A 14,471-nucleotide genomic window follows, 5' to 3' on the forward strand; every position below is an offset into this window, starting at 1 on the left:
GGAACCACCCGCCGTGGACCCGGCCGCGGTGGAACCGCCGACGCTGGAACCCGCGCCCGCGCCCGGTGCTCTCGGCGGCGCCGCCGACGGCGACGGTCCCAGGCGGGTAGATGAGCCCGACGGGGCCGCGGTGGGCGTCGGCGCACCCGGGCGCGCGGGCGGACCGGAAGGCGACGAGGCCGGGCGCGTGGCCGGCGACGGCGCCTGTGGGGAGCGCCTGGCCGCCGCACCGCCAGCCGGCGGCCGGCTGGAGGACGGTGCCGGCGAGGCAGCGGGGGATGCGGAAGACGCGGAGGGCCCTGCCGGCGACGGCCGGGAGGCCGAGGACGGCTGGCTGGGCGAGGATGCCCCTCCCTGCCCCGGCGCCGGCGAGGATGGCCCGACTGCTCCCGACCGGGTCTGCGGCGCCGAGGACGTCGAAGCCGACGGCGTCGGCCCGCCCGCGCGGGTGAGCGACGTGGGGCCTCGCCCGGGCGCGAGCGGCGCGGCCGGGTGTCGTTGCTGGCCGGGCGCCGCGGGCTGGGAGCGCCCGGCGCCCCCGCCGCCGGCCACCGGCGAGGAACCGGCGGGTGAGGCACCGGTGGCCGGCTTCGGCGCGTTCCCGGAGGACGAGCTGGCAGGCGGGAAGCCCGCCGGACGAGAGGACCCGGGCGTGGCGGCCGGCCGGGACGCACTGGGAGGCGCGGCCGGCCGGCTCACGGGGGCACCGGCCGAGGCCCGAGGAGCTCCCCCGGTCTCGGGCCGGCCAGGTTTGGCCGGCGCACCCGGGCCGCCGGGCGCCCCCGCTCCGCCGGGTGTGCTGGATTTGCCGGGTGTGCTGGATTTGCCGGGCGTGCCGGGGGCGCGGCTCTGGCCGGGCACGGCGCCGGGCCGGTTACCCGGCGGCGCGGCGGATCCGGAGCCTGGAGGCCCGGTTCCGTCCGGCCCCTCCTCGTTGCCTTTCTCGACCATCCACCCGCTCCCGCCGCCTGGTTCCACGCCGTCCGGAGCCTTCGCTCGACCGCCGCGACCGCGACGACCTGACAGCTCACGCCCGCGGTGGCCCACCCCAGGGCCACGAAAACGCCGACAGGCGGGGACCTTACCGAGCGATCGCCGCGACGCCTATGCGTGCCGCCGCCGCGGCCCCGCGGCCGGCCCTTCCTCCACCGCCGCGGTTCGGGAGGCCCGGAACGTCCGGGTGGCTCAGATCGCCTCGCCGATCCGGTGGACGCGCATCGTGTTGGTCATGCCGGCGACGCCCGGCGGCGTGCCCGCGACGACGACGACAAGCTCCCCGGGGCTGCACCGGCCGATCTTGAGCAGCGCCTCGTCGACCTGGCGGACCATCTCGTCGGTGCTGTTGGCGAACGGGACGACGAACGTCTCCACCCCCCACAGCAGCGCCATCTGGCTGCGCACCGCCGGGATCGGCGTGAAGCCGAGCACCGGGACGTGCGACCGGTAGCGGGCGAGACGGCGGGCGGTGTCCCCGGACAGCGTGTGCGCGACCAGGTAGCGCGCCCCGACCGCGGCCCCGACCTCGGCGGCCGCCTGAGCGATCGCGCCTCCGAGCGTGCGCGGCGCGGTCCGCAGCGCTGGGATCCGGGACAGGTCGTTCTCGGCGGTCTCGATGATGCGGGCCATCGTCGCGACGGACTCGATCGGGTACGCGCCCACGCTCGTCTCCGCGGAGAGCATGATCGCGTCGGCGCCGTCCAGCACGGCGTTCGCGCAGTCGCTGGCCTCCGCCCTGGTCGGCCTGGGCGCGCTGATCATCGACTCGAGCACCTGGGTCGCCACGATCACCGGCTTGGCCCGCTCGCGGGCGGCGCTGACCGCTCGTTTCTGGACCAGCGGCACGTCCTCGAGCGGCAGCTCGACGCCCAGGTCGCCGCGGGCGACCATCAGGGCGTCGAACGCCTCGATGATGCCGTCCAGCTCGGCGACGGCCTGCGGCTTCTCGATCTTCGCGATGACCGGGATCCGGATCCCGGCCTCGTCCATGATCGCGCGAACCTTGCTGGCATCCGCCGCCGAGCGGACGAACGACAGCGCGATCATGTCGACACCCAGCTCGAGTGCGAAGCGCAGGTCTTCCTCGTCCTTCTCGGTCAGCGCGGGGACGGTGAGCGCCGCGCTCGGGATGTTCATCCCCTTGTTGTTGCTGACCGGACCGCCGATGACGACGGTGGTGTGGACGTCGGTGTCCGTGACGCCGTCGATCGCCAGCGCCAGTCGGCCGTCGTCGACCAGGATGCGGTCGCCCGCCTTGACGTCGCCGGGCAGGCCCGAGTACGTCGTGCCGACCTGGTGCTGGTCACCCTCGACGTCGCGGACGGTGATCGTGAACTGCTCGCCGGGGACGAGGGTGACGCCGCCGGTGGCGAACTTCCCCAGCCGGATCTTCGGGCCCTGCAGGTCGGCGAGGATGCCGACGGCACGCCCGGCCTCGTCGCTGGCCTCACGGACCCGCCGGTAGACAGCCGCATGTTGCTCGTGGCTGCCGTGGGAGAAGTTAAGCCTGGCGATGTCCATTCCGGCATCGACGAGGGCGCGCACCCGCTCTGGGGAGTTGGTGGCCGGTCCCAACGTACAGACAATCTTGGCTCTTCGTGACACGGGTTCCAGCCTAGAAAATGATCGTCATTGATGTGGACGCCGGCCCACCATGTTGTGCCGGCGCGTCGTGCTTCACCCGCCACCTTCGGCGGACAGTCCCGCAGTAACCGTACATGCCGTAACCAGTGCAGCGTGGCGCGCGACGGCGTACCGTCAAGTCACCGGCATCTGCCGGCGCTTCACTGTGCATCTCGGCGCCCACGGCCGTTCAAGGTAACGCATCGCCGCGCGACCTCCGACCGGGGTACACCCGCACCGCCGCCCTCGGATCGGCGACAGCGTCTGCGCGCCCGCGCCCGGATGTGCTGTGGCCGTGACAGGCATGGCCGCGGGAAAGAGGGCAAAGAGGTAGTGACGCTGGTGCGGCCGCTGGGACGTCGGGCCCGACGCTCGCCGGCCCACCCGGGGGATGACCTCCGGACGCCCGAAATGTCGGGAGGCCGACCACCTCTCCTGATGCGCTCACGGACGTGTGCGGAGGTAGCGATGGTACAGCGGCTCAAGGACTTCCGGAGCGTGGGCATGAGTGTCAATCCGGCCATTCACCGCAGGCCGTCGGGCGATGTGGACATCGCCCTTCCCCTCGACGAGCCGGAGCCGTCCCGGGATGTGCCGGCTCGCGGTTCCAACAACATCTCGAGTGACGGTGGATTTACGGTGTCACCAACGACAGAGGAATAACGAGACGCCCCCGTCCTGAAATGTCGCCGCGGCCGGGTATGGCCGTATACGGCGGGTATCTCGGTGTAAGACGCTGAGCCCCCAACCGGGCAACCTGCCGGCGGGAGGTATCAGCGGCCCTGTGCCTGGCCCGCGGGCGCCCGGCGTCCGCCTCAGGCGGGCGTGAGGCGCCCGACCGCCGGGCCGTCCAGATCGCCGGCCCGGGAGGGGCCCGACGTCCCCTCCTCGCGGCCTGGGGCCGGGATGTCGGTGGCGAACTGGGTGCGGTAGAGCTCGGCGTACAGGCCGTCGCGTGCCAGCAGGTCGGCATGCCGGCCCTCCTCGGCCACCCGGCCCTCGGAGATCACCAGGATGCGGTCCGCGTCCCGGATGGTCGACAGCCGGTGCGCGATCACCAGTGCGGTCCGCCCGGTGAGCGCCGCCCCCAGCGCCCGCTGCACCGCTGCCTCGGACTCGCTGTCCAGGTGCGCGGTGGCCTCGTCCAGCACGACCACGCTCGGCTCCTTCACCAGCAGCCGAGCGATCGCGAGCCGCTGCTTCTCGCCGCCGGAGAGCCGGTAGCCGCGGTCCCCCACGACGGTGTCCAGCCCGTCGGGCAGCGACCGCACCAACGCGCCGATCTGCGCGGCGTCCAGCGCCGCCCACATCTGGTCGTCGGTGACCTCTGGGCGCGCGTAGGCCAGGTTGGCCCGGATCGAGTCGTGGAACATGTGGGCGTCCTGGGTGACGACGCCGACGGCGGCGCGCAGCGAGGCGAGCGTGACGTCCCGGACGTCGACGCCGCCGACCCGGACACTGCCCTCGACCGCGTCGTAGATCCTCGGCACCAGCTGGCTGATCGTCGTCTTACCGGCACCCGACGGGCCGACCAGCGCGACCAGCTCACCCGGCTGGGCCCGGAACGTCACGCCGTGCAGCACCGGCGCGGGGACGCGCGGGTCGAGCACGGCGACCGACTCCAGCGAGGCCAGCGACACCTCGCTCGCCGCCGGGTAGCGGAACGACACGTCGTCGAACTCGATGCTGGCGCCGCCGGCACGCACCGTCAGCCGCGTCGCTCCCGGCCGGTCGGCGATGGCCGGCTCGAGGTCGAGAACCTCGAAGACCCGCTCGAAGGACACCAGCGCGGTCATCACGTCGACCTGCACGTTCGACAGCTGGGTGAGCGGCATGTACAGCCGGCCGAGGTAGGCGGTCAGAGCGACGATCGTGCCGACCGCGATGTGGCCCTGCGCGGCGTAGCGCCCGCCGAGGCCGTAGACGACGGCCGTCGCGAGCGAGGCGACCAACGTCAGCGACGCGAAGAATATGCGCCCGTACATCGCCTGGGTGATCCCGATGTCGCGGACCCGCCCGGCCTGGCGGCGAAAGACGCCGACCTCGCGCGCCGGGTCGCCGTAGAGCTTGGCCAGCAGCGCGCCGGCGACGTTGAACCGCTCGGTCATCGTCGTGTTCATCTCGGCGTTCAGGCCGTAGCTCTCCCGGGTGAGCGCGGCGAGCCGGGGCGCGAGCGCCCGCGCCGGGAGGACGAACACCGGCAGCAGGACCAGCGCGATCAGCGTGACCTGCCAGGACAGGGTGAACATCGCGGCCAGCGTGAAGCTGACGGTCAGCACGTTGGAGAAAACCGCGGACAGGGTGTTCGTGAACGCCGACTGGGCGCCGAGCACGTCGTTGTTGAGCCGGGTGATCAGCGCACCGGTCTGGGTGCGGCTGAAGAACGCCAGCGGCTGGCGCTGCACGTGGTCGAACACCTGGGCGCGCATGTCGAAGATCAGGCCCTCGCCGACGCGCACCGACAGCCAGCGCTGCAGCAGCGACATCCCCGCGTCGACGAGGGCGATCGCGGCCACCACGCCCGCGAGCGCCTCGACGACGCCGACCCGGCCGGGAATAATCCCGTCATCGATGATCGCCTTGAAGATCAGGGGCAGGACGGTGCCCAGGCCCGCGTCGAGGACCACGACCAGCAGGAACCCGATCAGCAGCCGCCGGTAGGGCCGGGCGAAGGCGACGATCCGCCGGGCCGTCCCCGGCCGCAGCCTCTGCCGGGCGACCGACCTGTCGCGCTGGAAGCCGCGCATGGTCGTCCACGCGCCCGTCTGTCCCCCTGCCGGTCCCGCCATCCGCCGTCTCGTCACCTTTCCGGTCATGTTCTCGCCATATCGCCCGGCCCGTCGCCGGGCTGGCTGATGCCGCCGCGCGACCGCGCGAACCGGCACTGTTACCCAGATGCAAGAACCAGCACTACAGCCGCCATTCCCGCCGCGCCCTGGCCATGGCGCGGCCACCATGCGGTGATGTTCCAGCTCCGACCAATCACGCTAAAACCTCAACCGAGGTTGAGGTCAAGGAGGCGGCGCGCCGCCGGCCGCGCGGTGGGTCCCCCGTCCCAGCGCCGGATCGGCGCGCGGACCGACAAGGACCGACAGGGACCACTCGGGGAGGCGCACGGCGCCGGGCCGGTGGGCGGCGCCGATGGTCAGCCGGCGGGATAGCCCGCGAGGCAGCGGGCGAGGGCGGCGCGCTCCGCGGCGAGCGCGCCATCGCGGCCGCGCCCGGTGGCGGCGGCGCGTAGCAGCGCCTTCGCCTCGGCGGCAGCCTCGCGCGGGGCGGCGAGCAGGGCCGCGACGAGGTCGTCGACGGCGGCGTCGAGGCCGGCCCTGGGCACGACCCGCTGTGCGAGGCCGGCGGCCCGTGCCTCGGCCGCGGTGAGCCGGCGCCCGGTCAGGCACAGGTCGAGCGCGGTCGGGTAGCCGACGAGTGTGACGAGCATGGCGGTGACGCCGAGGCCGGGCACCAGCCCCAGCGAGGCCTCGGGCAGCGAGAGGACCGCGTCCTCGGTCAGGACGCGCAGGTCGCAGGACAGCGCCAGCTGTAGGCCAGCGCCGCTCACCGGGCCGGCGGCCACCGCGACGCTGACCAGGTCAGCCCTGGCGGACAGCCAGGTGAACCCGGCCTGCCACTCGGCGACGCGGCGCTCCACGGCGTCCGGCGCCAGGTCCGCGCCGTTCAGGGCGGCGCGGTCGGGGGTGCGCAACGCGGACCAGATGTCGCCGCGCAGGACGACCACCCGGATGTCGCCGGGCAGGGCCCGGCCAACGGCCGCGAGCGCCGCCGCCACCGAGGGCAGCTGGACCGCCGCGTCCGGGTCGTCCGTGATCGGACTGTCCGTGATCAGGTCGTGCGTGGCCGGCAGGCCGCCGGCCGGCTGGTCACCGGCCGGCTGGTCACCGGCCGGTCGCCTCCCGGCCGGTGGGCTGAACGTGACCGTCGCGCACGAACCCGCGACGGCCAGTCCAAGACCGGCCGCCGCCATCGTGGCGGCGGCCGGCATGGGCACGATCAGGCGGTCTTCTTCTTGCTGCCCCGAGTCGCCCCACCACGGCCCCGCAGGGTCGTTCCGGATTCGGACAGGATCCGGTGCACGAAGCCGTACGACCGGCCCGACGACTCGGCGAGGAGTCGGATGCTCTGCCCGGACTCGTACTTCTTGCGAAGTTCGGCGGCCAGCTTGTCACGCTCGGCGCCGGTGATCCGGGTCCCTTTCCTAAGCTCGGCCAATGTGGCCCCCTCCGTGTAGATGATCTGCGAACCGATCTTCACTCAGCTTCGGGAAACGCGCCACTCGAAGCACATGTGATCCATCACACGCGATCAGTGGCCCCCTGCCGCGCCCGTGGAACCCGACGTTGCTCCTGCTCGGCCCGCACGCGGGCGCAAGTCCCGACGCCCGAGCGGTTCCGGCGACAAGCCGTGACCCGCGCGCCGGGATCGGATCAACGCCACGGCGTCAGTCTCCCCAATCACCGCCGCCGTTCCTAACAGGGAACGCGGCGCGTCGCGGGTGACACGAGCCCACACGAGCCCACACGAGCCCGCACAGGCCGCCTGCCGCCGCCGGCCGCCGCCGTCGGCGATCGCCCGCGGAGCCCGAGTTGGCCGGGTGCCTTCCCCGCGCTGTCCAGCGAACACTCCCGGTGCTACGGCCAATCGCCGGGAACGGGTGGTGCCGGGGAGCCGGCCGGGCAGATCGCGCCGCCGATGGTTACCGTCATGGTGTGATCGCGGTACCGGACCTCAGGGCATGAACGCCGCCGATACCGCGTCCAGGCCCGAGTCGGGCGCCGACCCCCCGCGCGCCGATACGCCTGGTACCGACACTTCGGCCACCGGCACCTCGGCCGGCGAGGCCGGCGACGCGGACGCGGACACGGGTTCACCCTCGTCGGCGGCCGCCCGGGCCGGGCCGGCTGGGGAGCCCTCGGGCCGGCCCGGGGCCGTCCCACGCGCCTGGCTGGGCGGTCAGGCCGGAGAGGCCGCGTCGTGGGTCCTGGTCACGGCGGTGCTGGCCGGTGTCACGGCGCTGCTGGCCGCGTCCAGCGTCGCGTACTCGGCCAGCGGGCTGGCCGCGGGCAGGGGGATCGCCTGGGGCACGTTGCCGCTCGGCTGGCCGCCGCGGCTGGGGCCCTCGACGCTGCTCCCGCCGGTGGCGGCCGCCGTGGCGCTGGGCGCGGTCGCGTTGACCGCCCGGCGCAGGAAGGGCCTGCCGGCGCCCCCGTTCGGCCCGCTGCTGGGCCTGTCATATGTGGCGAGCGCCGGCTGGTGGCTCGCGCTGGGAGTGGCCTCCCGGCGGGGGCTCGGAGCTCCGGCGAGCCTCCTGGCCGCCGCCGACAGGCACCCGTCCGACCTGCTGGACGCGGCGAGCGGCCGGCCACCGGGGCCGGAGCTGCTGGTCTGGGGGCTCGGCCAGCTGGGGATTCGCGGCGCGACCGCGGTCGGGGTAGCGTTCACCCTGATCGGGGCGCTGGTCGTGCCGCTGGTGGGGCTCGCCGTGCGCTCGTTGTGCCACACGCCGGCGGCCCGCCGGCTGTTGCCGGTGCTCGTGTTCGCGCCCTGGGCGCCGTTCGCCGTCGCCGGGCCGGACGCGGTCACCGCGGCGGTCGCGGCGGCGGCGGTCGCCGTCGGCGTCGTCGGCTCCGAGCGGGGTCGGAGCGCCTGGTGGGCGCTCGGGGCCGGGCTGCTGCTCGGCGTGTCCGGGCTGTTCGCCTATCCGGCGATCTGGCTGGGGGTGGCGGTGGCCGCGGCGTACTTCGTGCGTCGCCGCCCTATGCTCAACGTGATCACCGGCGCCGGGGCGCTCGCCCCGTTGTTCGCCCTGCGGCTGGCCGGGTACTCCTGGCCGGAGGGCTTGGCGCGGGCTGGCGCCGACCTGTTCGACCACGCCGCGCTGACCTGGCTGGTGCCCGACCTGCTGGCCGTGTCGCTGTGCTGCGGCCCGGCGCTGGCGCGGGCCGCGCGGCGGGTCTCGATGACGCCGGGCTGGCCGTTCCTCGTCGGCGCCGCCGCGGCGGCGCTGTTCGCCCTGCTGATGGGACTGGCGGCCGGCGGCGTGGAGGCGAGCTGGCTGCCGCTGTTCCCGTGGCTGGTGGTGCCCGCCCTCGCCCCCCGCCCACGCCCGGCGCTCCCCGGGGACACCAGCAGCGCCGGCAGGCTGCCGTACGGGCTGGTCTGCGCCGGCGCCGCGCTCGCCACCGCTCTGGCCGCCCTCCTCCCCCCAGGCTGAAGCGGTCCCCGGCCGTGTGGCCAGGGCCTGCCGCTGGCCGCGGCCGGCGAGAGGTCAGCTGGCGCTCAGCTCGGCGGGGGCGCGGGGGATGTCGGGTTCGAGGTAGACGCGGCAGGCCGTGGGAGTCGCGGCGCGCAGGCGGCGCTCGGCCTCGTCGATCGCCGCGGCGACCTCGGCGACGGTCAGCCCCTCGTCCAGGCCGATCTTCGCGGCGACGAGCAGCTCGTCCGGCCCGAGGTGCAGGGTCCGCATGTGGATCACGGCCGTGACCGCCGGCGCGGACACCAGCGCCGCCCGGATCGCGGCGACCACAGCGGGCGTCGCGGCCTCGCCGACGAGCATGCCGTAGCTCTCGACGGCCACCACGATGGCGACGACCAGCAGCAGGATGCCGATGGCAAGCGTGCCGGCGGCGTCCCAGATCGGGTCGTCGGTCAGCAGCGTGAGCCCGACGCCGGCGAGCGCGAAGACGAGGCCGATGAGGGCCGCGAAGTCCTCGAGCAGCACCACCGGCAGCTCGGGCGCCCGCGAGTCCCGGATGAAGCGCCACCAGGAAGCGTCGCCCTTGTGGTGGCGCGACTCGCGGATCGCGGTCCGGAACGAGAACCCTTCCAGCACGATCGCGACCAGCAGGACCACGACGGCGACGAGGCCGGACTCCAGGTGGTGCGGGTGCCGGAGCTTCTCGACGCCTTCGTAGACGGAGAACAGGCCGCCGACGCTGAACAGCACGATGCCGACCAGGAAGCCGGCGATGTAGCGGGAGCGGCCGAACCCAAATGGATGGTCCTCGTCGGCCGGCCGGACCGACTGGCGCTGGCCGAGCAGCAACAGGCCCTGGTTGCCGGAGTCGGCGACCGAGTGGATCGACTCGGCGAGCATCGAGGACGACCCGGTGAACAGGAACGCGACGAACTTCGCCACCGCGATCCCCAGGTTGGCGGCCAATGCCGCCAGAACCGCCTTCGTACCGCCGCCCGCGCTCACCCGAAACCGTCTCCCTCACCAGAAACCCGGGCCTTCCGGCCCGCGACCTGCCGGCAAGTCTGCCAACCCGCCTAGACGGACGCGCCTTCGGGTGCTTCTACACGCAGGTAGCAGGTCGGTCCGGCACGGATCCTCCGCCGGCCACGTTCCTCGCCCGGCTCACGCCAGGGCGATGAGTTCGAGAAGGTCCGGGGACCAGTTGTCCTCGACGCCGTCGGGCAGCATGAGCACCTTGTCGGGGTTGAGCGCCTCCACGGCGCCTGGGTCGTGGGTGACGAGCACGACGGAGCCCTGGTAGGTCGCCAGTGCCGAGAGGATCTCCGTGCGCGACGCCGGGTCGAGGTTGTTCGTCGGCTCGTCGAGCAGCAGCACGTTCGCCGCCGAGCAGACCAGCCCGGCCAGCGCGAGGCGCGTCTTCTCGCCGCCGGACAGCGTCCCGGCGAGCTGGTCGACCGTCTCGCCGCTGAACAGGAACGCGCCGAGGATGCGGCGCAGCTCCACCTCGGAGGTGTCCGGGGCGGCGGAGCGCATGTTGTCCAGCAGCGAGCGGTCGTGGTCGAGCGTCTCGTGCTCCTGCGCGTAGTAGCCCATCCGCAGCCCGTGGCCCGGGTTGACCTGTCCGGTGTCCGCCGACTCGACCCCGGCGAGGATCCGCAGCAGCGTCGTCTTGCCAGCGCCGTTGAGGCCGAGGACGACGACCCTGGTTCCCCGGTCGATCGCCAGGTCGACGTCGGTGAAGACCTCCAGCGACCCGTAGGACTTCGACAGCCCCTCGGCGGTCAGTGGGGTGCGCCCGCACGGCGCCGGGGTCGGGAAGCGCAGCTTCGCGACCTTGTCCGCGACCCGGGTCTCGGCGAGGCCGGCGGCCAGCCGATCGGCGCGGCGGTCCATCTGGTGCGCGGCGCGCGCCTTGGTCGCCTTGGCGCGCATCTTGTCGGCCTGGGCCTTCAACGAGTCGATCTTCTTCTCGGCGTTCGCGCGCTCGCGCTTGCGCCGCTTCTCGTCCTGCTCGCGCTGGGTCAGGTAGGTCTTCCAGCCGACGTTGTAGACGTCGAGCGCGGTGCGGTTCGCGTCCAGGTGGAAGACCTTGTTGACGGACTTGTCGAGCAGGTCGACGTCGTGGCTGATGACGATCAGGCCGCCGGTGTGGGCCCGCAGGAAGTCCCGCAACCAGACGATCGAGTCGGCGTCGAGGTGGTTGGTCGGCTCGTCGAGCAGCAGCGTCGCGTCGGCGTTGCCCGCGCCGGCGAACAGGATCCGGGCGAGTTCCACCCGGCGGCGCTGGCCGCCGGACAGGGTGCCGATCGCCTGGGCGAGCACGCGGTCGGGCAGGCCGAGCGACGAGCAGATCCGCGCGGCCTCCGCCTCGGCCGCGTAGCCGCCCAGCACGCCGAATCGCTCCTCGAGCCGGCCGTAGCGGCGTATGGCCCGGTCGCGGGCGGTGTCGTCGGCGAGCTCGGCCATCTCGACCTGCAGCTTGTCCATCTCGCGCAGGAGCTCGTCGAGGCCGCGGGCGGACAGCACCCGGTCGCGGGCGGACTCGGTCAGGTCGCCGCTGCGCGGGTCCTGCGGCAGGTAGCCGACGTCGCCGCGCACGTCGATCTTGCCGGCGAACGGCAGGGTCTCCCGCGCCAGCGTCTTGAGGAGGGTCGTCTTGCCCGCGCCGTTGCGTCCGACGAGACCGATCCGGTCCGCCGGCTGCACCCGGAACGACACCGGCTCGACGAGGATCCTGGCTCCGGCCCGCAGCTCCAGGTCGGTCGCGATGATCATGAAGTATGTGGCCTCTCGGACGTGAACGTGGGAGTACAGCCACGGCCGCGCGCGGCGGCCGCTCGTCAGGGCAGGCAGGGAAAGGCGGCCGGCGCTCAGCCCGTGGGCTGAGCCGGCTCGCTCACTCACTCCAGCTGGACGAGACGCTCCATCGGTTCCTGAGGCCGCTTCCGATCGGTCCGGGGCTCGGCCCCGGGGCAACGGGCACAAACATCGACGAGGCCTGCCCGCGGGGAACGACGGGCGGGCCCTGCCGCCTCCGTGCGGCCGATGGGCGCACTGTCCCGCGTCACGGCGGAGGCAACGCATCCAGCGTACGTGCGCCGAGGCGGCGAGATCCTCGCCGACGGTGTTAAACCGGCGTCACGGGGCGGCCTCTCGCCCGTTTGACGCGTCCGAGCGCCTGCGTCGCCATCCGCGCCCGCTCATCCTGACCGTGCTCTACCTGGGCATCGTTCTCGGCCCGCTCGCGGTCTGCCTGTCGCTGCGGTCCCGCCGCAGCGTGCGGCGCAACCGCGCGGCCAACTGGGGGCTGATCCTCGGGCTGGTCGGCTTCGTCCTGTTCTGGGTGCGGGTCGGCGGGGGCTAGCCCAGGCGGGTGACGTTCACCGTGACACCGAGCGACGAGGATGTGCCGCCCGAGTAGACGCCGCGCATGGGCGGGACGTCGTCGTAGTCGCGGCCGCGGGCGACGACGACGTGCCGCTCGCCCGCGCGCACGGCGTTCGTCGGGTCGAAGCCCCACCAGTCGCCGAACCAGCCCTCCACCCAGGCGTGGCTCTGGCCCTCGACCGTCTCCCCCGGCTCGGCGTCCACGAGCGGGTGCAGGTAGCCGGACACGTAACGGCCCGGCATGCCGGCCGCGCGCATCAGCACCAGTGCGAGGTGCGCGAAGTCCTGGCAGACGCCCTCGCACTGCCGCCAGGCCTCGACGGCGGACGTGTGCACGCCGGTGGTACCCGGGCGGTAGGTCAGCCGGTCGCGCACCCAGTCGCCGACGGCGAGCATGAAGTCGGCCGGGTCGTGCGCCGCGGCCAGCTCCCGGCCCGCCTCGACGAGCTCGGGGTGGTCGGGGGTGTAACGGGCGGGGCGGAGGAACTCGACGTGCCGGTCGGCGCTCTCGTCGGAGCGCAGCGTCGCCCAGCTCGCGACGTCGGCGGGCAGCCGCTGCTCGGGCGCGGTACGCACCAGCGAGCGCCCGGTGACCACCAGCTCCGTGTGCGGGGCGTGGATGTCGAACGCGGTCACCTGGGTGCCCCAATAGTCCCAGTACCGGTAGGTGGTGACCGCCGGCTCGGTGCGCACGGTCGCCTCCAGCGTCAGCTGCCCGCTGCCGGTCTGCGGAACGATCCGCGCCTCGTTGTAGGAGGACAGAACCGGGCTGGAGTACCGGTAGCCCGTCGAGTGCTCGACACGTATCTGCCAGCTCATATGGTGACCAGCCTGACCACGGGCTTTCTGCCCGTACCCGAGGCGCGGGGTCCCCGCGGATCGCGCCAGCGATCTGTGGGGTAGCTACGCTCGACACGTATCTGCCAGCTCATGTGCTCACCAGCCTGACCACAGGCTTTCTGCCTGTACTTGGAGCGCGGGGTAGCAACGCTCAACCCGGATCTGCCAGCTCATGTCGGTCCTCTCGGGGCAGGGCTACGCCGGTACCTCGGTGGCCCAGGCACGCGGCGCCTCCCGGGCGAAGTAGCGAGCCGTGATGGCGGCGCTGACCTCCGAGCAGGTCCGCTCCATGCCGCGCAGCAGCTCGGGCATGTCCTCGACCAGGTCGTCGACGCCGCGGAACTCCAGCTCCGTGCGGGCCAGGCCGACCCCCCGGCGGGCCGCGTCGTGCACCGTGGTCCGCCCGCCGCGGCGGCCGCTGTCGAGCTCGGCGAGGATCTGCTCGGCGAGCGCTAGCGACCAGTAGACCGAGCGCGGGAACAGCCGGTCCAGCAGCAGGAACTCGGCGACCCGGGAGGCGTCGACCGCGCGCCGGTACGTGCGCAGGTAGGACTCGTGCGCACCGCAGGAACGCAGCAGGCTCACCCAGCTCTGCGAGTTCGGGTCGTCGCCGATGCTCGACGACAGCAGCCGGGCTGTCATGTCGACCCGCTCCAGGCTGCGGCCGAGCGCCAGGAACCGCCAGCCGTCGTCTCGGGCCAGGGTGGCGTCCACCAGGCCGGCGAGCATCGCGGTGCGCTCGCGGATGTAGCGGAAGAAGATGTGGGGGCCGAGGCGACGGGCGAGCTGCTCGGTGTGGTCGAGCTCGTTCCAGGTCACGTTCAGGCATTCCCATGCCTCGCTGGACACGACCACCCGGGCACTGCGCGCGTTCTCCCGCGCCGCGGAGATCGCGCCGACGATGCTCGACGAGTTGTTCCGGTCGTAGCCGAGCAGCTCGACGACCAGGGACGAGTTGACGGATCCGGCGACGGGCGGGGTCCCCATCACGGCGAGCAGCTCGCGTCCGGCGGACGACTCGTCCAGCCACGGGTCCTCCAGGACGCGGTGGACGTGCACGTCGAGGATCCGCGATGTGCTCTCCGCCCGCTCGGCGTAGCGGCCGATCCAGAACAGCGACTCCGCGATCCGGCTCAGCAAGGTGTCTCCTTGTCTCTGGTTCGCTCCGTCCGGGCGCGGCGCTCCGGCCCCTTACTCGCTTCGCTCCCAAGGGACCTCCGCGCCGCGTCCTCCTCCGCTCACGTGCGCTGCGGCGACCTCCGCTGCGGCCCAACCACGTCGCTTCGCTCGTGGCCGGGCCTCCGCGGAGGTGCGCCTCCGCGCCGCACGGTCACCTACCGCTGCATGTCACCAATCCACCAGCGTGTCCGAAGTCGGACCCCTGGCCGGCGCCACTTCGCTTCGCTCGTGG

General features: G+C 73.4%; 10 protein-coding genes. 2 read left to right on the forward strand and 8 right to left on the reverse strand.

Annotated features, from left to right (window positions below; all coding sequences use genetic code 11):
- Positions 1-1,185: 1,185 nt before the first annotated feature.
- The 4 genes from pyk to BCD48_RS04205 form a co-directional block, all read right to left on the reverse strand.
- Complete coding sequence (gene pyk, locus BCD48_RS04190) at positions 1,186-2,601, reverse strand: pyruvate kinase (RefSeq protein ID WP_071046902.1); 1,416 nt, start codon at positions 2,599-2,601, stop codon at positions 1,186-1,188.
- 833 nt (positions 2,602-3,434) lie between these two features.
- Positions 3,435-5,408 (reverse strand): ABC transporter ATP-binding protein, encoded by a 1,974-nt coding sequence (locus BCD48_RS04195; protein ID WP_083418156.1) that lies wholly within the window; start codon positions 5,406-5,408, stop codon positions 3,435-3,437.
- Between the two features lie 356 nt (positions 5,409-5,764).
- Entirely contained in the window at positions 5,765-6,619 is an 855-nt protein-coding gene (locus BCD48_RS04200; protein ID WP_241841500.1) for an enoyl-CoA hydratase/isomerase family protein, read from the reverse strand.
- 8 nt (positions 6,620-6,627) lie between these two features.
- Positions 6,628-6,846 (reverse strand): helix-turn-helix domain-containing protein, encoded by a 219-nt coding sequence (locus BCD48_RS04205; RefSeq protein WP_071046910.1) that lies wholly within the window; start codon positions 6,844-6,846, stop codon positions 6,628-6,630.
- Positions 6,847-7,369: 523 nt separating this feature from the next.
- Between BCD48_RS04205 and BCD48_RS04210 the strand changes: the two genes are divergently transcribed.
- Positions 7,370-8,848: a hypothetical protein gene (locus tag BCD48_RS04210; RefSeq protein WP_083418157.1), complete on the forward strand. Its 1,479-nt coding sequence runs from the start codon at positions 7,370-7,372 to the stop codon at positions 8,846-8,848.
- 54 nt (positions 8,849-8,902) lie between these two features.
- Here BCD48_RS04210 and BCD48_RS04215 read toward each other — a convergent pair whose 3' ends face one another.
- Both BCD48_RS04215 and BCD48_RS04220 read right to left on the reverse strand, forming a co-directional pair.
- On the reverse strand, positions 8,903-9,835 hold the full coding sequence (locus tag BCD48_RS04215) for a cation diffusion facilitator family transporter (protein WP_071046905.1): 933 nt from the start codon (positions 9,833-9,835) through the stop codon (positions 8,903-8,905).
- Between the two features lie 159 nt (positions 9,836-9,994).
- Entirely contained in the window at positions 9,995-11,608 is a 1,614-nt protein-coding gene (locus BCD48_RS04220) for an ABC-F family ATP-binding cassette domain-containing protein (RefSeq protein ID WP_071046906.1), read from the reverse strand.
- 349 nt (positions 11,609-11,957) lie between these two features.
- Here BCD48_RS04220 and BCD48_RS04225 point away from each other — a divergent pair, with 349 nt between their 5' ends.
- Positions 11,958-12,197: a hypothetical protein gene (locus BCD48_RS04225; protein ID WP_071046907.1), complete on the forward strand. Its 240-nt coding sequence runs from the start codon at positions 11,958-11,960 to the stop codon at positions 12,195-12,197.
- Here the strand turns inward: BCD48_RS04225 and BCD48_RS04230 are convergent.
- Both BCD48_RS04230 and BCD48_RS04235 read right to left on the reverse strand, forming a co-directional pair.
- Positions 12,194-13,039 carry a transglutaminase family protein gene (locus BCD48_RS04230; protein WP_071046908.1) on the reverse strand — a complete coding sequence of 282 codons (846 nt, stop codon included), beginning with the start codon at positions 13,037-13,039 and terminating at the stop codon, positions 12,194-12,196. The two genes, BCD48_RS04225 and BCD48_RS04230, sit on opposite strands and share 4 nt — an antisense overlap.
- A gap of 216 nt (positions 13,040-13,255) precedes the next feature.
- Positions 13,256-14,200: an alpha-E domain-containing protein gene (locus BCD48_RS04235; RefSeq protein ID WP_071046909.1), complete on the reverse strand. Its 945-nt coding sequence runs from the start codon at positions 14,198-14,200 to the stop codon at positions 13,256-13,258.
- Positions 14,201-14,471: the final 271 nt, after the last annotated feature.

This window comes from Pseudofrankia coriaricola, assembly GCF_001854805.1.
In the GTDB taxonomy this organism is placed as follows: domain Bacteria; phylum Actinomycetota; class Actinomycetes; order Frankiales; family Frankiaceae; genus Pseudofrankia.

Coding starts and splice junctions, on each gene's coding strand:
- BCD48_RS04195 (WP_083418156.1), bottom strand. CDS start 5,408: ATGGCGGGACCGGCAGGGGGACAGACGGGCGCGTGGACGACCATGCGC.
- BCD48_RS04200 (WP_241841500.1), bottom strand. CDS start 6,619: ATGCCGGCCGCCGCCACGATGGCGGCGGCCGGTCTTGGACTGGCCGTC.
- BCD48_RS04210 (WP_083418157.1), top strand. CDS start 7,370: ATGAACGCCGCCGATACCGCGTCCAGGCCCGAGTCGGGCGCCGACCCC.
- BCD48_RS04220 (WP_071046906.1), bottom strand. CDS start 11,608: ATGATCATCGCGACCGACCTGGAGCTGCGGGCCGGAGCCAGGATCCTC.
- BCD48_RS04230 (WP_071046908.1), bottom strand. CDS start 13,039: ATGAGCTGGCAGATACGTGTCGAGCACTCGACGGGCTACCGGTACTCC.